At 57.9% G+C, this 21,169-nt stretch carries 23 protein-coding genes, 1 tRNA gene and 1 pseudogene; 17 read left to right on the top strand and 8 right to left on the bottom strand.

Annotated features, from left to right (window positions below):
* The first annotated feature begins 7 nt into the window (after positions 1 to 7).
* The 13 genes and pseudogenes from sigE (at position 8) to yajC (ending at position 9,817) form a co-directional block, all read left to right on the top strand.
* Positions 8 to 709: an RNA polymerase sporulation sigma factor SigE gene (gene sigE, locus EJL02_RS02520; RefSeq protein WP_206426937.1), complete on the top strand. Its 702-nt coding sequence runs from the start codon at positions 8 to 10 to the stop codon at positions 707 to 709.
* 72 nt (positions 710 to 781) lie between these two features.
* Positions 782 to 1,273, top strand: coding sequence for a GNAT family N-acetyltransferase (locus tag EJL02_RS02515; protein WP_125114830.1), 492 nt, complete (start codon positions 782 to 784; stop codon positions 1,271 to 1,273).
* Positions 1,274 to 1,416: 143 nt separating this feature from the next.
* Positions 1,417 to 1,704 (top strand): annotated as a pseudogene (locus EJL02_RS02510) (sigma-70 family RNA polymerase sigma factor); the annotation flags it as partial.
* A gap of 85 nt (positions 1,705 to 1,789) precedes the next feature.
* Entirely contained in the window at positions 1,790 to 3,076 is a 1,287-nt protein-coding gene (locus EJL02_RS02505; RefSeq protein ID WP_125114828.1) for an amidohydrolase, read from the top strand.
* Between the two features lie 15 nt (positions 3,077 to 3,091).
* On the top strand, positions 3,092 to 3,910 hold the full coding sequence (locus EJL02_RS02500) for a purine-nucleoside phosphorylase (protein ID WP_125114827.1): 819 nt from the start codon (positions 3,092 to 3,094) through the stop codon (positions 3,908 to 3,910).
* Positions 3,911 to 3,997: 87 nt separating this feature from the next.
* Positions 3,998 to 4,074: transfer RNA gene (locus EJL02_RS02495), tRNA-Pro, on the top strand.
* Positions 4,075 to 4,464: 390 nt separating this feature from the next.
* The gene (agaV, locus tag EJL02_RS02490) at positions 4,465 to 4,941 is read left to right on the top strand and encodes a PTS N-acetylgalactosamine transporter subunit IIB (protein WP_125114826.1); all 477 of its coding nucleotides are present in this window, start codon (positions 4,465 to 4,467) and stop codon (positions 4,939 to 4,941) included.
* A 34-nt stretch (positions 4,942 to 4,975) separates the two neighbouring features.
* A complete protein-coding gene (locus EJL02_RS02485) occupies positions 4,976 to 5,800 on the top strand; it encodes a PTS mannose/fructose/sorbose/N-acetylgalactosamine transporter subunit IIC (RefSeq protein ID WP_125114825.1) in 825 nt (274 codons plus the stop codon).
* A complete protein-coding gene (locus EJL02_RS02480) occupies positions 5,790 to 6,791 on the top strand; it encodes a PTS system mannose/fructose/sorbose family transporter subunit IID (RefSeq protein ID WP_125114824.1) in 1,002 nt (333 codons plus the stop codon). Before EJL02_RS02485 ends, EJL02_RS02480 begins: the two co-directional genes overlap by 11 nt.
* Positions 6,792 to 6,901: 110 nt before the next feature.
* The gene (locus tag EJL02_RS02475; RefSeq protein WP_243114380.1) at positions 6,902 to 7,597 is read left to right on the top strand and encodes a hypothetical protein; all 696 of its coding nucleotides are present in this window, start codon (positions 6,902 to 6,904) and stop codon (positions 7,595 to 7,597) included.
* 30 nt (positions 7,598 to 7,627) lie between these two features.
* Entirely contained in the window at positions 7,628 to 8,056 is a 429-nt protein-coding gene (agaF, locus tag EJL02_RS02470; RefSeq protein WP_125114823.1) for a PTS galactosamine/N-acetylgalactosamine transporter subunit IIA, read from the top strand.
* 112 nt (positions 8,057 to 8,168) lie between these two features.
* The gene (locus EJL02_RS02465; RefSeq protein WP_125114822.1) at positions 8,169 to 9,350 is read left to right on the top strand and encodes an SIS domain-containing protein; all 1,182 of its coding nucleotides are present in this window, start codon (positions 8,169 to 8,171) and stop codon (positions 9,348 to 9,350) included.
* Positions 9,351 to 9,541: 191 nt separating this feature from the next.
* Entirely contained in the window at positions 9,542 to 9,817 is a 276-nt protein-coding gene (yajC, locus tag EJL02_RS02460; RefSeq protein ID WP_125114821.1) for a preprotein translocase subunit YajC, read from the top strand.
* A 15-nt stretch (positions 9,818 to 9,832) separates the two neighbouring features.
* Here yajC and EJL02_RS02455 read toward each other — a convergent pair whose 3' ends face one another.
* A complete protein-coding gene (locus EJL02_RS02455) occupies positions 9,833 to 11,008 on the bottom strand; it encodes a helix-turn-helix transcriptional regulator (RefSeq protein ID WP_125114820.1) in 1,176 nt (391 codons plus the stop codon).
* A gap of 185 nt (positions 11,009 to 11,193) precedes the next feature.
* On the opposite strand from EJL02_RS02455, the gene nagA reads away from it, so the two are divergent.
* Both nagA and EJL02_RS02445 read left to right on the top strand, forming a co-directional pair.
* Positions 11,194 to 12,339: an N-acetylglucosamine-6-phosphate deacetylase gene (gene nagA, locus EJL02_RS02450; protein ID WP_125114819.1), complete on the top strand. Its 1,146-nt coding sequence runs from the start codon at positions 11,194 to 11,196 to the stop codon at positions 12,337 to 12,339.
* Complete coding sequence (locus EJL02_RS02445; RefSeq protein WP_125114818.1) at positions 12,332 to 12,862, top strand: hypothetical protein; 531 nt, start codon at positions 12,332 to 12,334, stop codon at positions 12,860 to 12,862. The genes nagA and EJL02_RS02445 overlap by 8 nt, the downstream gene beginning before the upstream one ends.
* Before the next feature lie 52 nt (positions 12,863 to 12,914).
* Here the strand turns inward: EJL02_RS02445 and fba are convergent, their stop codons facing one another.
* Positions 12,915 to 13,766: a class II fructose-1,6-bisphosphate aldolase gene (gene fba / locus EJL02_RS02440; RefSeq protein ID WP_125114817.1), complete on the bottom strand. Its 852-nt coding sequence runs from the start codon at positions 13,764 to 13,766 to the stop codon at positions 12,915 to 12,917.
* 211 nt (positions 13,767 to 13,977) lie between these two features.
* Between fba and EJL02_RS02435 the strand changes: the two genes are divergently transcribed.
* Positions 13,978 to 15,300, top strand: a complete 1,323-nt coding sequence (locus EJL02_RS02435) for a class II D-tagatose-bisphosphate aldolase, non-catalytic subunit (RefSeq protein WP_206426946.1) — start codon at positions 13,978 to 13,980, stop codon at positions 15,298 to 15,300.
* A 72-nt stretch (positions 15,301 to 15,372) separates the two neighbouring features.
* Here the strand turns inward: EJL02_RS02435 and EJL02_RS02430 are convergent, their stop codons facing one another.
* The 6 genes from EJL02_RS02430 to gpr form a co-directional block, all read right to left on the bottom strand.
* Positions 15,373 to 15,708, bottom strand: a complete 336-nt coding sequence (locus EJL02_RS02430; protein ID WP_125114815.1) for an arsenate reductase family protein — start codon at positions 15,706 to 15,708, stop codon at positions 15,373 to 15,375.
* Positions 15,709 to 15,769: 61 nt separating this feature from the next.
* Entirely contained in the window at positions 15,770 to 16,603 is an 834-nt protein-coding gene (locus EJL02_RS02425; RefSeq protein ID WP_125114814.1) for a hypothetical protein, read from the bottom strand.
* Entirely contained in the window at positions 16,596 to 17,228 is a 633-nt protein-coding gene (locus EJL02_RS02420; protein WP_125114813.1) for a Ger(x)C family spore germination protein, read from the bottom strand. Before EJL02_RS02420 ends, EJL02_RS02425 begins: the two co-directional genes overlap by 8 nt.
* On the bottom strand, positions 17,225 to 18,676 hold the full coding sequence (locus tag EJL02_RS02415) for a spore germination protein (protein ID WP_125114812.1): 1,452 nt from the start codon (positions 18,674 to 18,676) through the stop codon (positions 17,225 to 17,227). Before EJL02_RS02415 ends, EJL02_RS02420 begins: the two co-directional genes overlap by 4 nt.
* Before the next feature lie 45 nt (positions 18,677 to 18,721).
* Positions 18,722 to 19,783, bottom strand: a complete 1,062-nt coding sequence (gene spoIIP / locus EJL02_RS02410; protein WP_125114811.1) for a stage II sporulation protein P — start codon at positions 19,781 to 19,783, stop codon at positions 18,722 to 18,724.
* 75 nt (positions 19,784 to 19,858) lie between these two features.
* Positions 19,859 to 20,746 carry a GPR endopeptidase gene (gene gpr, locus EJL02_RS02405; protein WP_125114810.1) on the bottom strand — a complete coding sequence of 296 codons (888 nt, stop codon included), beginning with the start codon at positions 20,744 to 20,746 and terminating at the stop codon, positions 19,859 to 19,861.
* 139 nt (positions 20,747 to 20,885) lie between these two features.
* Between gpr and rpsT the strand changes: the two genes are divergently transcribed.
* Positions 20,886 to 21,149, top strand: coding sequence for a 30S ribosomal protein S20 (gene rpsT / locus EJL02_RS02400; protein ID WP_054326254.1), 264 nt, complete (start codon positions 20,886 to 20,888; stop codon positions 21,147 to 21,149).
* Positions 21,150 to 21,169 lie beyond the last annotated feature (20 nt).

Here is a 21,169-nt window from a genome sequence, read left to right as displayed (position 1 = left end):
AATACATATGATACTCAAACGGATGTTGCAGGCGTTTTTACGTTGGTGGAACCGGCGGACGGTTTACTACATCGGCGGCAGCGAAGTGCTGCCGCCGCCGCTCTCGCCCGAGGAGGAGCAGGCGGCGGTCGAGGCCTGTCAGGCGGGGGATGCGCAGGCGCGCAACAAGCTGATCGAGCACAACCTGCGTTTGGTGGTGTTCCTCGCGCGCAAATTTGAATCCGCGGCGGTCAGCACGGAGGATCTGATCTCGATCGGCACGATCGGGCTGATCAAGGCGGTCGGCACCTACCGCAGCGACAAAAATGTCAAGCTCGCGACCTACGCTTCGCGCTGCATCGAAAACGAGATCCTGATGCACCTGCGCAAGCTGTCGGGGCGGCGCACCGAAGTCTCGTTCGACGAGCCGCTGTCGTCCGACTGGGACGGGAACGAGCTGCTGCTCAGCGACATCCTCGGCACCGAGCCGGACAGCGTCATGCGCCCGATCGAGGACGATGTTGACCGTATGCTGGTGCATCACGCGCTCGATCGCCTGCCTGCGCGGGAAAAGCAGATTATCTCGCTGCGCTTTGGGCTGGGGCTGCCCGAATGTATGACGCAAAAGGAGGTCGCGGAGCTGCTGGGGATTTCGCAGAGCTACATTTCGCGGCTGGAAAAGCGGATCATTGCGCGCATGCGCAAGGACATCCTGAAAAACTTTGCATAGGCGGCGCGCTTGCATGGCGGGATAAAATGCGGTACAATAAAACCGCAAAAAATGACGGGGAGCGTGTGTGTCATGCAGGTGGAAATCAGAGAATACGAACAGAGCGACGCGCAGCAGGCCGCTGCGGTGTGGAACGAGGTTGTGGAGGACGGCGTGGCCTTCCCGCAGACCGAATTGCTCGATGCGCAGAGCGGCCATGCGTTTTTCGCGTCGCAGTCGTTTACGGGCATCGCGTATGATGCACAAAACGGCGAGATCGTCGGCCTGTACATCCTGCATCCGAACAACGTCGGCCGCTGCGGCCATATCTGCAACGCCAGCTATGCGGTCAAAGGCAGCCTGCGCGGACAGCATATCGGGGAAAAACTCGTGCTGCACTGCATGGACAAAGCCAAGGAACTGGGGTTTGGCATTTTGCAGTTCAACGCTGTGGTCAGGACCAATGTGCCCGCGCTGCGGCTGTACAAAAAACTGGGCTTTGAGCAGCTGGGCGTCATCCCCGGCGGTTTCCGCATGAAGGATGGCTCGTTTGAGGATATCATCCCACATTATCATTTGCTGTAAGGCACGCCATAAAGCACATAAACGGGAAAAAGTGTGTCGAAGCATGGCGCTCGGCAAAATATTTCGTCGGTATATTCCGCCCGCCCACAGGGGAAAATCCTGATAGACGCACATCGGGTGCGCAGGACGGGAGGGACTTTTCCATGCAAACCAAAGTAGAGATTTGCGGGGTGAATACATCGGGGCTGCCGACCCTGTCGGCGGCAAAGACGGATGAATTGCTGGTGCGCGCGGGCAAGGGCGACAAGCAGGCGCGGGACGAACTGATCCGCGGCAACCTGCGGCTGGTGCTGTCGGTAATCCAGCGGTTTCAGGGGCGCGGCGAGTCGCCGGATGACCTGTTTCAGGTGGGCTGCATCGGGCTGATGAAATCCATCGACCATTTCAACACCGAGCTCGGCGTGCGTTTTTCCACCTATGCCGTGCCGATGAACGGTATTTGGGGAAATCCCTCCTCACCTCACAGAAACAAAGAGACTGTACAAAACCCCGTTGAGAAAGACAAAGGAGAAACCAATGCTATTCTGCCATATCGATTTGTTGGATGAAAACTTTGCGCTCCGGCGCGGACAGTATGTCGGCGTCAAGGACGGCCGCATTGCGTACATAGGCGAGACCGAACCGCAGGAGGACTACGGCGAGCGCTACGACGGCCGCCATCGTCTGCTGCTGCCGGGCTTTTATAATGTGCACAGCCATGCGCCGATGACGCTGCTGCGCGGCTATGCGGAAAATCTGCCGCTGCAGCGCTGGCTGAACGAGCGCGTATTCCCGTTTGAGGATCAGCTGAGCGACGAGTCGGTGTATTACGCGACCCAACTTGCCATTGCGGAAATGCTGGCAAGCGGCACGGTGTCGTTTTCCGATATGTACTTCTTCCTTGACGGCATGACCAAGGCCATTCTGGAAAGCAAAATCAAGTGCAACCTCAGCCGCGGACTGACCGTGTTCGACGACAGCGATTATGCACAGACCGCGGCCTATCAGGACAACCTGCGTCTGCTGGGCGAGTGGAACGGGGCAGGGGACGGCCGCCTGATCGGCGATCTGTGCATCCACGGCGAGTACACTTCGACGCCCAAGGTGGTCGAGGCGGTCGCCGCGCACGCCAAGGCGAGCGGCGCGCGCATGCACATCCATCTGTCCGAAACGCAGGCCGAGCACGAGGAATGCAAGCAGCGCCACGGCATGACGCCCGCGGCGTATATGCAGGCGCACGGCGTGTTTGACGTGCCGACGACGGCGGCGCACTGTGTCTGGCTGGAAGGGGAGGATTTCGAGATCCTCCGCTCGCACGGTGTGACCGTGGCCTGCTGCCCGGCGAGCAATCTCAAGCTCGCGTCCGGCTATGCCAATATCCCCAAGCTGCTCGATATGGGCATCAACGTTGCGCTCGGCACGGACGGCGCGGCGTCCAACAACAATCTGAACATTTTGCAGGACCTCTATCTGTTCGGCGTGGTATATAAAGGATATTACCGCGACTCGACGCTCATTACACCGGCTGAGGCGCTGCACGCGGCAACGCGCGCGGGCGCGCTGTCGCAGGGCAGAACGGATTGCGGTCTGCTGCGTGTCGGCTGCCGCGCCGATCTGTGCGTGATCAATACGGACACGCCGCAGTTTACGCCCATGACCGATGCGGCCTGCAACGTGGTTTACGCCGCGCAGGGCGCGGATGTGCGCCTGACCATGGTGGATGGCGAGGTGCTGTACCGCGACGGCGCATATACCACGATCGACATCGAGCGCGTCAAGGCGGAGACGCAGCGCTGCACGGATGACATCATCCGCCGTCTGTAAGGGAGGAAAAACAACATGATTACCAAAAAGCAGGTGGAGGAATCCGCGGCTTATTTGCGCTCGCGGCTGCCGTATCTGCCCGAGGTCGGGCTGGTGCTCGGCTCAGGACTGGGGCCGCTGGCGGAGCAGTTACAGGATCCTGTCATCATTTCCTATGCGGAGATCCCGCATTTCCGGATTTCAACCGCACCCGACCATGCGGGACGTTTGGTCTGCGGTGTGCTGGCAGGACGGCGCGTTGCCTGCATGCAAGGGCGCCTGCACGGCTACGAAGGCTATGCGCCGGATGAGATCGCGTATCCGGTGTATGTGATGCGCGCGCTGGGTGTGCGGGCGCTTATCCTGACCAATGCATCCGGCGGCATCAATACCGGTTTTTCGGTCGGCGACTTCATGCTGATCGAGGACCAGATCAACCTGACGGGCAAAAGCCCGCTGACTGGTCCGAATGACGATCAGCTCGGCACGCGTTTTCCGGATATGACCTTCGCTTACGCACCCGCGCTGCGCGATAAGGCGCAGGCGGCTGCGGACGCCTGCGGCCTGACGCTGCGCCGCGGCGTGTACTGCGGCGTGAACGGGCCGCAGTTCGAGACGCCGGCGGAGATCCGTGCGTTCCGCACGCTGGGGGCGGATGCGGTCGGCATGTCCACGGTGTTTGAAGTGATCGCGGCGGCGCACTGCGGTTTGCCCGTGGTTGCCATAGCGATGATCACCAATATGGCGGCGGGTGTGCTGATGCAGCCGCTGTCCGGCGCAGAGGTAAACGAGATCGCCGTGCAGCGCGGAACCGACTTCCGGCGGCTGATTTGGGCGCTCGTGGAAAAAATCTAAAAAAATCGAAAAAAGGTGTTGACAGAAGGCGCATAGCGCGATATAATATAAAAGCTGTCACGGTTGAGCGAACAGTGACAGCGACTTCGAGGTGTGGCTCAGCTTGGTAGAGCGCTTCGTTCGGGACGAAGAGGCCGCAGGTTCAAATCCTGTCACCTCGACCATCTGAAAAAGGCCGTCGGCTTATGCCGACGGCCTTTTTGTACTTTTTAACAGAAATTGTTTTATCAAGGTAAAAAATGAATTGGATAAGCTTGCCAGATTGTTTACGAATAAACTTGTTTTTGTGCATTTATCCGCCTCGAGAGGACGAAAATGTACAGTGTCCGCATCAGAAAGACATATGTCCTGTGCATTTTGGGTAAAATGACCAAATCAAAAATGCAAAAAAACGGATAAAAAGTGCAAATTCATTAAAACACTTTTCTGGTAGAATAAAACTTGTAGTTTAGAGGATGGGTTTCATCATTCCCAAATGGAACACTTCCGCTATGTGAAAGAGAGGGGAATTAGTCAACACGGCCAATGCAAATACTGGAGAAAGGGGAAGGAATATGCCAGATATTGTATTAACGAGAATCGACAACCGTTTGATCCATGGACAGGTCGCAACCCAGTGGTGCGGCGTTGTCGGGGCCAATCTGCTGCTTGTAGCAAACGATGCTGTATCGACTGATGAATTCCGTCAGGGTTTGATGAACATGGCTGCGCCGTCTTATGCGCAGACTCGTTTCTTCTCGATTCAGAAGACCATCAACATCATCGGAAAGGCATCGCCGAACCAGCATATCGCAATCATTTGTGAAACGCCGCAGGACGTCCTGAAGCTGGTCGAAGGCGGCGTACCGATCAAAAAGGTGAACATTGGAAATATGCATATGGCGGATGGGAAGCGCCAGGTTGCAACTTCCGTCGCGGTGAACGACGATGATGTAGCATGCTTTAGAAAGCTGCAGGAGCTGGGTGTGGAACTTGAAATCAAGCGAGTTCCGGACACGCCCGCGGAGAATATCGAAAAATTGTTTAAGTGATATTTACCCGAAAGCACCTGGAAAGGAGTAAGTAATGGAAATTACCATCATCCAGGCGATCTTGGTCTTTGTGGTAGCCTTTATCATGGGTATTGACCAGTTCAGCTTCCTGGAATCTTTGTATCAGCCGATCGTAACCTGCCCGATCATCGGTGCCATCCTTGGCAACTTTGAGCTCGGCGTCGTAGTCGGCGGTTCTTATCAGCTCATCCAGATCGGCTCGATGCCGATCGGCGGCGCTCAGCCCCCCAACGCGATCCTCGGCGGCATCATGGCTACCGTATTCGCGGTTTCGCTCGGCATGGAAGCCACGCCGGAAGGCGTCGGCGCTGCGCTGGGTCTGGCAATTCCGTTCGCGGTATTCGGCCAGTACGCTGTTACCCTGACCTTCACCATCATGTCCGGTATGATGGCCAAGGCTGACAAGTGCGCGGAGAACGCGGACGTCAAGGGTATCCGCAACATCAACTTCATGGAAATGGCGATCCTCGGCACGCTGTTCGGCCTGCTGTCGGTTGCCGGTCTGTACGGCGGTTCCGTACTCGGCCAGACCCTGCAGAACTTCTCGTTCCAGTTCTCTTGGGTCATGGCGGGCCTCGACGCTGCTGGCGGCGCAATGAAGTTTGTAGGTTTCGCAATCCTGATGAAGGTTATGATGTCCAACGAGATGTGGGGCTTCCTGCTGGCCGGCTTTGCCATGGCTCTGCTGTGCGCTGCTAACGCCTCCACTTCTGGCGCGACCCTCATTCTGTGCGCATTCGTAGGCGCTGCGATCGCGATCTATGACTTCTCGATCAACACGAAGATCAAGGCGAATGCTGGCGCTGGCAACATGGGAGGTGACTCGGATGGCATATAATATTCCCGAGAAATATCAGGATCTGACACCTGCACCGCAGGTCGACAAAAAGACCCTGAATAAGATGGTATGGCTGTCCTGCTTCCTGCAGGCATCCTTCAACTACGAGAGAATGCAGGCTTGCGGCTGGCTGTGGGGCATGCTTCCCGGCCTTCAGAAGATCCACACCAACAAGGAAGACCTTAAGGCTTCCATGGCACATAACCTGGACTTCCTGAACACCCACCCGTTCCTCGTAACGTTCGTAATGGGCATCGTGCTTTCGCTCGAGCAGAACAAGGCCGACACCCAGACGATCCGTTCTGTACGTATTTCCGCTGCCGGCCCGCTCGGCGGCATCGGCGACGCACTGTTCTGGCTGACGCTGGTTCCGATCACCGCAGGCCTGACCGCGAATATCGCCCTGCAGGGCAATATCCTCGGCGCAATCCTGTTCCTGATCATCTTTAATGCAGTGCAGTTTGCCATTCGTTTCGGCCTGATGTACTGGTCTTATGGCCTGGGCACCAAGGCGGTTACCATGCTGACCTCGAGCGCGAAGGAGTTCACCCGTGCGGCGTCCATCCTCGGCGTATTCGTAGTCGGCGGTCTGATTGCAAACTACGGCAGCACCACCGTTCGTATGATCGTTGGTGATACCCAGATCAACATCCAGTCTCTGCTGGACGGCATCCTGCCCAAGCTGATCCCGCTGCTGATCACCCTCGCTCTGTATGCCCTGATCAAGAAGGGCTGGACGCCGGTTAAGTGCATCCTGCTCATTCTGGTTTGCGGTATCGTTGGCTGTGCGTTCGGTATCTGGACCGGTAACTCTCAGGCTATGGACGCTGACGGCAACACCATCCCCGGCGGCTACAATCCGCTGGTTGAGTGGTACGACTATCCGGAACCCGCTCCGGCTGAAAAGACCGGCCAGCAGGCTTGGGATGCTCTGACTGCGGTTGTAACCGAGCTGCAGGATGGCGGCGTAACGGTTACCATGCCCGAATAAAATCGAAGAGCTTGGCAGAATGTAGGTTCTGTTGAGGAAAGCAATAGGGGGAGATGGCGTTATGGATCATTTCCCCCTATTGATTGAAATGAAAGAAATCAGGTGTTCGTGTGAGTGCAATTACGGCGTCGGTCATTTTCCTTCTGTTTGCCTGCTATGTCGGCGTTCAGGTGATGAAAAATTTTCAGCTTCGGCAGTTGAACGGCAGCCTGGGACGCAAGGACTATGAGACAGTGGAAAAGCTGGCAGATATGCCGATGTCCCGCAGGCTGCTGGGTGAGTATACCTGCGATCTGTACAAGCTGCGTGCTTTGTACCTTGCCCGTGATACGGAGCGGTTTGAGGAAATGCTGCGGTATATGATCGCGGCAACCTATAAAAACCCAGCGGACAAGAAAAGCTTTCTCGAGCAGTATTTCCACACGTTTCTGTTAAAGGAGAATCAGAAATATGTGGATTGGCTGCTGGATGCCATCCGCAAGACCGGGGATGAGAAATTCATACGCTACACGGAGCAGGCATATGAAGTGATGATCAACAAGCGCAGCGATCTGATCGATACCATGGATGCGCAGATCGATGCAAAACAGTATTACGGTTTCCCGTTGGGCGTCATTTTGTTCATGATTGCAAAGCAATTTGAATATCTTGGCGATGAGGAAAACGCAGGGATCAATTATCGGAATGCCAAGGTTTGTTTCCCGCCCAAGGCGATCTATATCCCAGTGATACAGGAGAGCCTGAAGCGGTTGGGACAACCGGACGACATACAGGAAGGGATGCGTGCGAGAGCACGCCGTCGCTGAAATCATTATGATGGAGATAGGAGAAGAACAATGATCGGATTACTGGTAACTGGACATGCAAATTTCGGTTCCGGCCTGACCAGCTCGCTCAATTTGATTGCTGGCGAGCAGGAAAACTATAAGTATGTGGACTTTCTGCCGGAGTACAGCCTGGAAGATCTGTCGCGTGAGCTGACCAAGGCGATGGATGAGCTGAAGGACTGCGAGGGCATCCTGGTATTCTCCGACCTGCCGGGCGGTACGCCGTTCAAGACCGCGGTGGAGGTTGGCTTCCCGCGCGGCAACGTGAATGTCATCGCGGGCACGAACCTGCCGATGATGGTGGAGATCGCCATGTCGCGCAAGTTCATTGACGATCTGGAAACGCTGACGCAGACCGCGCTGGAAACCGGCAAGGAGCAGGTTGTTAAATACGAATTCAAGAAGGTTGAACAGCAGGAGTCGGAAGACGGTATCTGAGGATACGGCTTGCCGAACCCGCTGTATTTTCCTTGCACAAATAGAAACGTTTCGGAACATGACCTGGCATGCACGGTTGCGTGACATGCAGGCCCGAAAGGAGTAAATGAAAATGAACAAGATTTTTGACGTCACTGCGGATAAGATGCAGGAGACCATGTCCACCTTTACGCTCAATGAGATCTATCAGCAGCCGGCGACCTGGAAAAAGACCTGCGCACAGATCAAGGCGCACAAGGATGAGCTTAAGCAGTTCATCGATCAGGTCATCACCTGCGAGGATTTTGACGTGATCCTGACCGGCGCGGGCACCAGCGAATTTGTAGGCAACGCGCTGTTCCCGGCGCTGACCGGCAAGCTGAACTACAAGGTCAAGTCCTACGGCACGACCGATATCGTTGCAACGCCGGAAGCATACCTGTCCCGCACCAAGCCCACGCTGCTCATCAGCTTCGGCCGTTCCGGCAACTCGCCGGAGTCCGTCGGTGCGATCGACGCTGCCGAGGCGGTTTGCGACAACATCCATCATCTGTTTGTCACCTGCAACAAGGACGGCGCACTGTCCAAGCGTGCGGCGACGACCGATAACTGCTATGCCATCAACCTGACCGAGGAGACCCATGACCAGAGCTTCGCGATGACCTCCAGCTTCTCGAACATGTATCTGGCAACCTATCTGTGCTTCCATCTGGATACGCTGGACGAGACCATTGCCCAGATCGAAAAGATCATGGAAGCCGGCCAGAACTTCCTCGACAACAAGTATGGCATCGCGCAGAAGATCGTCAGCGAGTACGACTTCAACCGCATCGTATACCTTGGCAGCAACTGCCTGAAGGGCTTTGCGCAGGAATCCGCGCTGAAGATGCTCGAACTGACCGCGGGCCGCGTTGTCACCATGTATGACACGCCGCTTGGCTTCCGCCATGGCCCCAAGTCCATCATCGACGATAACACCATCACGGTGGTTTACCTGAGCGATAACGCTTACACCCGCCAGTACGAGATCGATCTGGTCAAGGAGATGAGCGGCCAGCGCAAGGGCAACAAGATTGTCGCCGTGATGAGCAAGCAGGATGATGCGGTTGCGGCACTGGTGGATTACACGGTGGTTTGCGATCTGGCGGACGATTATGAGAACGGCGAACTTGGCCTGGATTATATCCTGTTCGCGCAGACGCTGGCGGTCCTGAAGAGCCTGTCCATGGGCATTACGCCGGACAATCCGTGCCCGACCGGCGAGGTTAACCGTGTTGTTAAGGGCGTTACGCTGTATCCGTACACCAGAGCGTAACATCGGCCTGTAAAAAAACAAAAGCATGACGTCCCGCTTCGGCAGCGCAGAGTTTGTGCGCAGGCGGAACGGCGCATCATGTTTTCACCCGTGCGGCACTGGCAGAGAAAAAGGGGCGGCCGCAGCCGCCCCTTTTGTATTTGTCCGCCGAAGAAAACGGGGAAACCAAAAGCAAGGAGTTTAATAACAATATGAATTGGGAAGTAATCCTGTGGACCTGTGCAACCATTGCCGTGCTGCTGATCATCGTGGCGCTGATCGTCTCCATCCTGTCGGCGCGCAACATGCGCAGAAGCCGTGAGCGGATGGCGCAGCTGCAGTCGGATATCAAGGTGGGCGCGTCCATCATGTTTGCAGGCGGTATTTACGGCACGATCGTCAAGATCAAGGATGACCTGATCGACGTGGAAGTGAGCAAGGGCGTTGTGATCCAGATCTCCCGTTACAGCATCCAGACAGCGGAATAAAAGCAGGCAGGGCGGTCAGCTGTTCTCGCTGGCCGCGATTTCCTTTGCATATTCGCTGGGGGAAAGCTCGAAGTATTTTTTGAACAGCCGGGAGAAATAGTGGATGGAGCTGAAACCGAGCATATCCGCAATTTCACTGATGGTGTATTGATTTTCCCGAATGAGGTCTTTGCTCTTTTGCAGTTTGATGCTCAGGAGATAGCTTTTCGGGGAATTGTGCAGATACATTTTGAATAAGGCCTGCAAAGAAGTGCGGGACATAAAGAACTTGTGACAGATCTGTTCAATGGTGATCGGTTCGGTGACTTTTTCGTCCATGTATGCCAAGATCTGCTGCAGCAGGTCGCTTTGTGAATTCTGGTTGGAGCTGAGCAGGCTGCGCTCTTCGTCGAGTTCGTTGCAAAGCAGGATCAGACGCGTGATGACCTCCTGCAAGTGGCAGAGCATGAGCGTTTGTGCATGCGGAGAGTGCATGGGGCATTCTTCAATGATCTTGTGAATTGCGTCGCGCAGCCCGTTGGTGCAGTGAAACACATGTCCGATCAGCCGCTGCGGATCGGGATAGTCCATATCGAAGGAAATGGATAAGTAATTGCAGCTGCTGTCCTTGGTCAGCCGCTTGGCGTGTTCGCCATCCGGTTCGTACAGGATCAGATCACCGGCGGCAAGGGTGCAGCGGGTGTCGGCGTGGGATACAGACAGCGTTCCGCTGTTCACATAGATGAGTTCGAAATATTCATGTCCCGCGCGGTTGAAGCAATAGGCCCGCTCCTCGGTAAAGTAGTTGTAATCCAGAATTTCCAACACATTGAAGCGAACCGGCTTGAGTTGGAAGGTGTATGGTTCGCGCAGCGTCAGCTTGGTATAGCGGTTTTCCGGTGCAAGCAGGTAATAGGTTGCCTCGTCGGAAACCGGCAGAATATTGAAGCAGACGCCGGGATTGATTTTCAGATAATGGTGAATGGCAAAGGTTTTCAGATCAACAGGATCGGGCTGCGTGCCGATGACAATCGAAGCCAGCCCGCTGATCAATTCAATGTATACTTCGCAGGGAAAGCAGAAAAGCTGTTCCATGGTTTTGGTATGCGTAAAAAATTGCATACAGGCAAGATGGTGTTCCTCCAAGTCGATCGGCTCGTAATAAACCGATCCGAATTCGAGAAAACTGTCAAATAATGCTTGATTGTTCATGGTGAATCCCCTATTTATCGCCGCTTTGCATATCTTGTATGAGGTACAAATCTACCCTCTATTCTATTATATTTTACAGGTAATTGCAAGCATACCTGTATAGTAGAAATAGATTGTTTCCTGAAAACGGCAGGAAAAAGCAGGGGAATACCGGAGTAGAATCGGGAAAGCAGGAGGAAAGAAAAATGATTATTCAAAGTAAAAAAGTCTGGTTTGCGGACCAGTTTGTTGCGGCGCAGGTGGAAATGCAGGACGGAAAAATCACCGGCGTTTATCCGTACGACAGCAAACCGGTTGACAAGGACTACGGCAGCGAGCGCATCCTGCCGGGCTTTATCGATGTACACTGCCACGGCGCCTATGGGTTTGATACCAACGACGCGGAAGAGGAAGGCCTGCGCTACTGGACGCGCCACATCGTACAGGAAGGCGTGACGGCATTCCTGCCGACCACGATCACCCAGAGCGAGCAGGTGCTGACCGCGGCGCTCAAGAATGTCGCCAAGGTCGTGGCCGACGGCTACGAAGGCGCTGAGATCCTGGGTGCGCATTTCGAGGGCCCGTATCTGGATATGGTTTATAAAGGTGCACAGCCCGAGCAGTACATCGTCAAGCCGACGGTGGAGCAGTTCAAAAAGTATCAGGAAGCGGCAAACGGCCTGATCAAGTATATCACCATGGCCACCGAGACCGACGAGGACTTCGCCCTGACCCGTTACTGCGCGGCAAACGGCGTTGTGGTCAGCATCGGTCACTCCGCTGCGACCTACGAGCAGGCGGTCATGGCGTGGGCGAACGGCGCGCGCACGATGACCCATGTGTACAACGGCATGACGCCGTTCAACCATCGCGCCAACGGTCTGGTCGGTGCGGCATACCGCATCCGCAGCATGTACGGCGAAGTCATCTGCGATGGCAACCACTCCACGCCTGCGGCTCTCAACCAGTTTTTCCATGAGAAGGGTGCGGACCACGCGGTGCTGGTCACCGATGCGCTCATGGCCAAGGGCAAGCCGATCGGCTCCAAGTTCCTGTTCGGCGGCAATGAAATCGAGATTTATCCGGACGGCAGCGCGCATCTGACCTCGACCGGCGGTCTGGCTGGTTCGACGCTGTGCGTCAACAAGGGCCTGCGCATCCTGATCGAAGAGGCACAGGTGCCGGTCAGCGCGGCGATCAACGCCTGCACCAAGAACCCGGCCGCCTGCCTGGGCATCGATGACCGCAAGGGTTCGATCAAGGTTGGTCTGGACGCAGATCTGGTGGTGCTGGATCGCGATTACAACGTGCTTCAGACATATTGCAAGGGAAAAGGAATGTTAGATGAGTAAGAAACAGCAAATCCCCAATACCCAACTTTCCGGCCGCAACATCTATACGGACAAGAAAAAGCGGGTCATTTATTATGACAGCCTGACCAAGCAGGGTTACCTGATCGAGAAGAAGAACGAAGGAAGGATCCTGTTCTTCCAGAATCGGATTGTGATCATCCTGTTCATCGCGATTCTGTGCGCTGGCACCTTCCTCAACTGGATGCAGGCGACGCTGGTCGGCGTGGCGTTGTTCGCAGTGGCCGAGATCTATTACCGCGCCGTGTTCTTCAAAAAACTGGACGTGGTCACGGATGTGGATTTCGGGCGACGCCTGACGCCGCTCCAGTCCATCGTTGCCAGAAAGAGCCGTGAAAAAGTGCTCGCGCTGATCGTGCTGTGGGCGGTTTTCGCGGTGCTCGTACTGGTCAACGCCTATACGGAGCAGTATTCCATCGGTCTGATGGTCTTCAGCGTGGGTTTGGCCATCGTGGGCGTGTACTTCTGTGTGCTGCATATCATTGCGCTCACGCGAATGAAGTAACAAAGGAAAAACCCATCGCATAAGCGATGGGTTTTTATCCGGAAATATGGGATCAGGCCTTGCCGGCGGAACCGCAGATTGCGATTTTGCCCTTGACCGTCTCGACGACGTTCGCAATGCCGACCTTGCAGTATTTTTTCGGGTCGAATACATTCGGGTCCTTTTGCAGGTACGCCTTGACGCCGTCGCTGAACGCGATGCGTAGCTCGGTGGCAAAGTTTACCTTGCAGATGCCGCGGGTGATGGACTCACGCACCGCGTCGTCCGGCACGCCGGAAGCGCCATGCAGCACCAGCGGGATGGAAACGACTTCGCGGATCGCGCTCAGACGCTCGAAATCCAGCTTGGGCGTGCCTTTGTACAGGCCGTGCGCCGTGCCGATGGCAACGGCAAGCGAACCGACGCTCGTGCGCTCGACAAATTCCTTGGCCTGCTGCGGATCGGTAAACGGATTGCCGTTGCCTCCTTCGAGGTCGTCTTCCTTGCCGCCGACTTTGCCCAGCTCGGCTTCCACGCTGATGCGGGAGGGCGCACAGGCATCGACGACGCGGCGGGTCAGCGCAATGTTGTCCTCAAAGGCTTCGTGCGAGCCGTCGATCATGATGGACGTGTAGCCGGTGCGCAGCGCCTGCATGGCAAGGTCAAAACTGTCGCCGTGGTCCAGATGCATCGCAACCGGCACATCGGTGCGGGCAGCCGCCGTGCGGACCATCGCGAGATAGTAGTCCAGACCGGCATATTTGACGGTGGACGGCGTGGTCTGCATGATGACAGGGGAGCGCATCTCTTCCGCTGCCTGAAGGACGGCCATGACCATTTCCATGTTTTCCACATTGAACGCGCCGACGGCGTAATGACCGGCCTGCGCATCCAGCAGCATTTTTTCTGTTGTTACCAAAGGCATTGTAATACCCCTCTTTCTCCTGCTTATGCGGGATGTATTTGATGCCTTTATTGTAACACAGGGGCGTGCGGATGAAAAGTCTCGGGGCGGAAAAACGCGCTGGCGGCATCATTTGTAGATCATTCCGGCCGAAAGGCCGATTGTAAGGTACCATCAAAGCAGTGCCGAAGGGGTTCCTGCGGCATTGCCGGAAAAATAAGAGGAGGAATTTCTGATGAATTATAATCCGCTGAAAAAGTTGGTAGAACTCCAGAAGCAGGGAAAGAACGTGGGCATCTATTCGGTGTGCTCGGCCAATGGCTATGTCATCGAAGCGGCGCTCAAGCGCGGCCTGTCGAACGGCTCCTGCGTGCTGATCGAGTCCACCGCCAACCAGTGCGACCAGAACGGCGGTTACACCGGTATGAAGCCGATGGATTTCAAGCAGTTCGTGCTGGGTCTTGCGGATAAGGTCGGCTTTGACAAGTCCAAGCTGTTCCTCGGCGGCGACCATCTCGGCCCGCTGACCTTTGCGGGCAAGCCGGAAGCCGAAGCCATGGCGGACGCGGAGGAGCTTATCCGTCACTATGTTGGTGCGGGCTTCACCAAGATCCACATCGACACCAGCATGAAGGTTGCGGACGACGATCCGAACACCCGACTGAGCGACGAGACGATCGCCCGCCGCGGCGCGCGTCTGGCGCGTGTGGCGGAGGATACCTATCACAAACTGCTCGAGACCGATCCGGACGCGATCGCACCGGTTTACATTGTCGGCAGCGAAGTGCCGATTCCGGGCGGTCAGGTCGGCGCGGATCAGGGCGTGCAGGTCACCCGCGTGGAGGACTTCAAGAACACGGTCGCGACCTTTGAGAACGCGTTCCGCAAGGAAGGTCTGGACGAGGCGTGGAACAACGTCATCGCGGTTGTCGTACAGCCGGGCGTGGAAGAGAAGGACAGCGGCTGCACCGAATACGACCGTGCCAAGGCAGCCGAGCTGATGGCGTCGATCAAGGACTTCCCGAACCTCGTGTTCGAGGGCCATTCGACCGACTATCAGACCAAGATCAAGCTGCGCGAGCTGGTCGAGGACGGTGTCGGCATCCTCAAGGTCGGCCCGGCGCTGACGTTTGCGATGCGCGAGGGCATGTTCGCGCTGGCGTATATCGAGCAGGAGCTGCTCTACGGTACGGATATCGAGCCGAGCCACTTCATCGAGGCGCTGGACGAGGCGATGCTCGCCGACGACAAGCACTGGAAGAAGCATTATCAGGGCACCGAGCTGGAGATTCGCATGAAGCGCAAATTCTCCTTCTCCGACCGCTGCCGTTACTACATGCCGACCCCCGGCGTGGAAGCGGCCAAGGATCGCCTGATCGGCAACCTGCGCAAGCTGGGCATCCCGCTCAACCTGCTCAGCCAGTTTATGCCCATCCAGTATACCAAGGTGCGCGAGGGCCTGCTGGAGAATGATCCGGTGGCGCTGGTCGAGGACCGCATCATCAACACGATGGACGAGTATCTGTATGCAACCCATCAGAAGGAACTGATGTAAGATTTCTGGATTGAAATCTCAGTGAAATGAAAAAGGACGGCGAAAGCCGTCCTTTTTTGTTTGGTGTCAATCTTATTCCCAGTTTGCCCATACGTCCGGCTGATAGCCGACCGTGGCCTGTCTGCCGTTGCGCACGATGGGGGTCTTGAGCAGCGTGCCGTCCTCGAGCAGCTTCTCCTTTTTGTCCTCGTCATAGGCAAGATAGGCGAGCGAGGCATAACCCTTGCTCTTTTCGTCCAGCACTGCGTCCAGCCCGCCGACGGCTTTGAGCACGCTGTCCAGCTCGCCGCGGGACATGCCCTTTTGCGCCAGATCGATCATCTGGAACTTGATGCCGCGCTCCTTGAACCAGCGCTGCGCTTTTTTGGTGTCGAAGCATTTGTTTTTGCCGAAAATCTGAATGTTCATTGCGCCCTTCTCCTTTTTAAACAGTATAGCAAAGCGCGCGGCCGGGCGCAAGGGCGATCTGTTATTGCTTGGCGCGGCGCGACAGGCGCAGCACGCCGTAAGAGTGTGAGAAGGGAAGCAGCAGCACGCAGGCGAGCGCGGCGCAGCGCCCCAGTTCGCACAGCAGCAGTGGTACGGCGAAAAACACCTCGCCGTGGCGCGCAAAGTCGCCGACGGCGGCAAGTCCGGCCGCGGAGAAGTTGGGGTAGGGCAGCAGCGCAGCGGTGTGCACGCCCAGCAGAAGGGTGGTGCGCAGCGAGATCAGCGCAAACAGCGCGCCGCCGGCGGACAGACCGCGTGCTGCCGCGCCCGAAAGCCGTTCGGGCAGCGACAGGGAAAGTGCAAGCGCGGCGGGCAGCAGGCGCAGCAGGATGCGCCCGGTCTCACGCGGCAGGGAAGCGTCCGGCATGCTCCAGTGGGCGGGCTGCAACTGCGATACGGTCAGCGCGCCGCTTACAATCACGACCGCGCCCGCGATCCATGCCACCGGCAGCGCCCACATCGCGCAGCGGTTGAGGCCGGACGTTGCGGCAAGCAGCGTGCAGACCGTCAGAATCAGGATCAGCGCCCAGAGCGGCCGGGCAGAGAATACCGTGGTGCGCAAAAACAGCCCCATGCGGGCGAGCGAAGCGGTGATCGGCCAGAGGGAGAACAGGGCGAGCAGCCATTGCAGCACGCGCGATCTTTGCCAAGCCGGTGCAAGACGGGCGCCGCCCGCGCAGACCAGCGCACAGATCAGGCTGGCGAGCGCCGCCGCATAAACGGTCTGGCCGGTTGCGGGCGTGTATAGGATCTCACTCAGGGGCAGCAGGGCGAACAGTGCAGCGCCCCAGCGCGGAAACAGGCGTTCACGCATCGCTGCCGCCTCCAATCTCGCTGCCGTCGAGAAAGCAGGACAGGCGCTCGCCCGCAAACACCGCCGTGCCCGCGGGTGCGGTTTGGCCGAATTCGTCCAGATACAGCGCGGGCAGGATCGCGGTGCCGTCGGCATGCAGCACTTCGGACATGCGGTAGAGCGGCATATCGGGCAGCGTGCCCTGCTGCGCGGCGCGGTCGAGCAGTTCGCTGAGCGCATAGACCTCGTCGTCGCTTTGCAGCAGCTCGGTCGCCGTGCCGTCGCGCACGACCGCGACGCGCAGGCTGAGCCGCACGTCGTCATCCGTACACAGGTAATCCGCCAGCGGCAGGATGCTCTCTTCTGCCACCGATTCGCTGATGAGCAGCACTTGCGCATGGCTCAGGTGCAGCTCACCGGGCAGGATGTTGCTCAGGTTGGTCAGCAGTTCGGGCAGGTCGCGGCCCGTGGCGGAAAGATAGGCGGGCGAGGCCGCGTCATCCAAGCTGTCCTGCCGCACGACCTCGGCGGTGAGTCGGTAGACATCGTCCTCCCGGTCGAGCGCAAGCGCCGAGACCGGCGAAACTTCGCGTGCGCAGCCGCATAGCAGCAGGCAGAGCACCAGCATGATTCCGGGCAGTTTCAAGGTTTGTCCCCCTTTGATGGATTCCGTTTGACCGCAAAGCGGTCGTGCCGCATGAAAAACCACGGCGCGCGCAGCCACGCGTCCTCCTGTTCCGCCTGCACGCGCGGGACGAGGTTGAGCAGATAGGGCACCGAGCACGAGTGCATGCGGCACAGCCAGGTCAGCGTGAGCGCGAGCACAAAGCCGACGCCGTACAGGCCATAGGCAGCGGCGGCAGCCAGCAGGGCGAACCGCAGCCAGAGTGCAGCGGTTTGCAGCTTGGGCACCATCAGGCCGGTGACGCCCGCGATGGCGACCACAATGACGGTCGGCGCGGCGGCAAAGCGCGCCGAAACCGCGGCCTGTCCCAGCACAAGACCGCCGACGATGCTCATGGTCTGGCCCATCGCGCCCGGCGTGCGCGCACCGGCTTCCTTGAGCGCTTCCAGCACGAGCAGCAGCAAAAAGGTTTCCCAGCCGATGGGCAGCGGCACGCCGCGCTGCGCCGCCGAGACGGCAAACAGCAGCCGGGCGGGCACCAATTCGCGATGGTATAGCATGAGTGCGACGTACACCGCGGGAAAGGTGATGGTGAAGAGAAAACCCGCTGCGCGCAGCAAGCGGGACAGATTGGCCTGCAAAAAGTTGATATAGTAGTCGTCGTTGGACTGAAAACACTCCTGAAACAGGAAGGGCGCGGTCAGCACGACCGGGCTGCCGTCTACCACGATCGCGCAGCGTCCCTCGACCAGCCGCGCCGCGACCACATCCGGCCGCTCGGTCGTGCCGAGAGTGGGGAAGGGCGAAAAACGGTGGTCGCGGATGCGTTCGGCCAGATAGTTGGCGTCGAGCACGCTGTCGATGTCGAGGGCTTCCAGCTTGCGCCGCAGATGGGTGATAAGCTTTTGTTCGCACACGCCGGCCAGATAGCACAGGCAGACGACCGTGTTGGTGCGGCTGCCGACGCGCAGAAAGGTGAACTTGAGCCGCCGGTCGTTCAGGCGGCGGCGAATGAGGGCGAGGTTGGGCATAAAGCATTCGGTAAAGCCCTCACGCGGGCCGGAAAGCACGCGTTCGTTTTCCGGCTCGGACGCGCTGCGCACGGAAAACCCTTTGGTATTGACCACAACCGGGCGCGCGTCCCCTTCGGTGAACACCACGGTGTCGCCGTAGAGGAAGGAAGCAAACAGCTTGGCACAGTCGGTTTCGACACGGCTGTCGTTGATTTGCAGGACGGTCTGGCAGAGTGTTTCCGCCGAGGCGCGGGACAGATCGGAGCATACGATCGGCCGGATGACGCTTTGGTTGATCGCGATGTTGTTGACCATGCCGTCAAAGAAGAACACCGCGCAGGAAAGCCCTTTGTGACCGACCGCGCGGCGGGTCACAAAGGTGTTATCCCCCCGGAAAAGCGACTGCATCAGGCGGACATTGCTTTCCAGATCGGTGGAAAATGTGAAATGGTCCATGGCTTCACCCCTTATCAGGGGTAGTTTGTGCCGGAAAAGGCAGGATTATGCGTCGTTGAGGTCGTCTGCCAGCGTCTGTCCGAACAGGCGGATCGCGGCGAGTGCTTCCGGCATCGTGTTGCCCGAGGAGCCGACTTCAATCAGCATGGAACCGGTGCGCACATGCTGGTTAAAGCGCTGCGTGCGCAGGTTGACCGGGCGCATCAGGCCGGGATAGGCGCGGTTGAGCTGATATTGCAGGCCGGTGACGTAATTGAGGTTTTCCCGCCAGTTCGGATGGGTCAGACCGCCGTCGTCCGTGCCGACCACGAACATCAGCTGCGCCATTTCTTCGCCGTTAATGGTGCAGGATGTCTTGTATGCCTGCCCGTCGTCGGTCAGAATGGAGTCACGGTGCAGGTCGATGACGATCTGAATGGACGGGTATTCCGCCACGGCCTGCTCGATTGCCGCAAGCGACCGGTCATACGAACCGGAATAGACAGGGGAGTCAAAAATATCGCGGATGTGCATGGTTTGGATGCCGTTGTCCTGTAAAATGTTTTGCAGTTCGTCACCCACGCGCACTACGTTATACCGGGTGTCGGTCGTGCGTTCGGTTTCGGTCGGCGTGTAGGGGAAGGCGGCGTCCGGCGTGTAGCTTTCGCTGCCGTGGGTATGTACGATGAGCACCTGCGGCCCGTCGCCGCTGACGTGGATCGCGGCGTCCGATGCCAGACAGGCGGCAACATCGACGTCATAGGACGTTTCGTTGTTGATGGTGATGGTGGCGGCCTTGTCTGCGGCATCCAGCACAGGGTTGTCGTTTTCCTCGGTTTGCGGGATATAGGTGCTCTCGGCAAGTGGGTTGTCGGCGTCCTCGCTCAAAGCGGATGCCGCCGTGCGGGGCACATAAACCGATGCCTGATCGGGCGAAAGCCCCAGCTCGAGTGACACTGCGCGCAGAATGAAGTCGCCGTTGCCGGCCAGCCGCGCCAGCGCCTGCTGTGCGGTGGATTCGCCGCCCGCGCGCGCAAACAGCAGCAGCGAGGCGGCGATGCACAGCGTAACGGCGGCGGGCAGACTGATGCCGTGCCGCCGCCGAATGGGTTTCCTGTGCCGAGTCATGGTTGCCACCTCCCTGTGTTTTGTTTTATCATACGCCCGTCCGCGCGCGAGTATGACCGAAAGATGGCGGAGTAATCAGGACAAATACAGGTCGATGTCGCTGACGGTCAGATGCGGGTGCAGCGCCATGTTGACCGCATAGCCGATCACGCGCGCAATATCTGCGACCTCGCGGTCGATATCGCGCGTGGTCACCATGACCGGCAGGGAAAGGTCGTCGAGTGCTTCGCAGGAGGGACTGCCCAGTTGGGCGGCGATCTCGTGGGCCAGGGTCGCGCCGTCCACCACGGTCGGCACGCCGATGGCGATGACCGGCACGCCGAGCGTATTCCGGTTGAGCGCCGCCCGTGCGTTGCCCACGCCTGCGCCGGGCGTGATGCCGGTGTCGGCCAGCTGGATGGTGCGCAGCAGGCGGGAAAGCCGTCCGGCGGCCAGCGCGTCCACAGCGAGCACCGCTGCGGGCTTGACCCGGTCGAGCACGCCGCAGATGATCTCGCCGGTTTCCACGCCAGTCTGGCCGAGCACACCGGGGGCGAGCGCGGACACCGGCCGCCACGAGGCGAATACGTCCGGCACCTGCTCAACCAGATGGCGCGTCGCGATCACATGATCGACCGCCTGCGGGCCGATTGCGTCCGGGGTGATCATGCGGTTGCCCAGCCCCGCGACCAGCACCGGCCCGGCGGGGGCGTTTTTGGGCAGCAGCTCGCGCAGCAGCGTGCTCAGTGCGCGGCAGGCGCGGGGGAAGGCGTCCTCCTCGCGCCGGACCAGCGCGTCGAGTTCGAGCGTCAGGTACCGTCCGCGCGGTTTGCCGATTTCGCGCGCGGCGTCGTCGCCCAGAATCTCCACTTCGCTGACCGAAAAGCCTTCCAGCGAGCGCTCGGTCTGTCTGACCTGCCGTAAATCGGCGGTTTTTTCGGCATTTTGGATGGCTTCTACTGCCAGATCCGTGCGAAAAGCCATGTATATCCACTCCTTTTCCTATATTTTGCGGTGCGTCGGATTTTTTATACAATTTCGTGGAAAAAAGACTTGCATTTTGGAGAAAGGGATGGTAGAATAGAAACACTGACGAATAGAAAACGAAGGAGGTGTTTTCGGAATGCCCAACATCAAGTCTGCAAAGAAGCGTGTTAAGGTTAACGCTGTCAAGGCGATGAACAACCAGATGGCCAAGAGCGCGCTCAAGACCACGCTGAAGAAGTTCGATACGGCTGTTGCTGCCGGTGATAAGGCGGAAGCGACTGTTGCTTATACGACCGCTGTCAAGGCGGTTGATCAGGCGGCTGCCAAGCACCTCCTGCATAAGAACAACGCGGCCAACAAGAAGAGCAAGATGACTGTCAAGCTCAACGGCATGGCGTAAGTTCCCGATACGCAGAAAAT

Origin of the sequence: Agathobaculum sp. Marseille-P7918, assembly GCF_900625105.1 — a bacterium.
Classification (GTDB): domain Bacteria; phylum Bacillota; class Clostridia; order Oscillospirales; family Butyricicoccaceae; genus Agathobaculum.
Note: the sequence above shows the minus strand (reverse complement) of the source record. Positions and strands in the feature narration are given on the sequence as shown.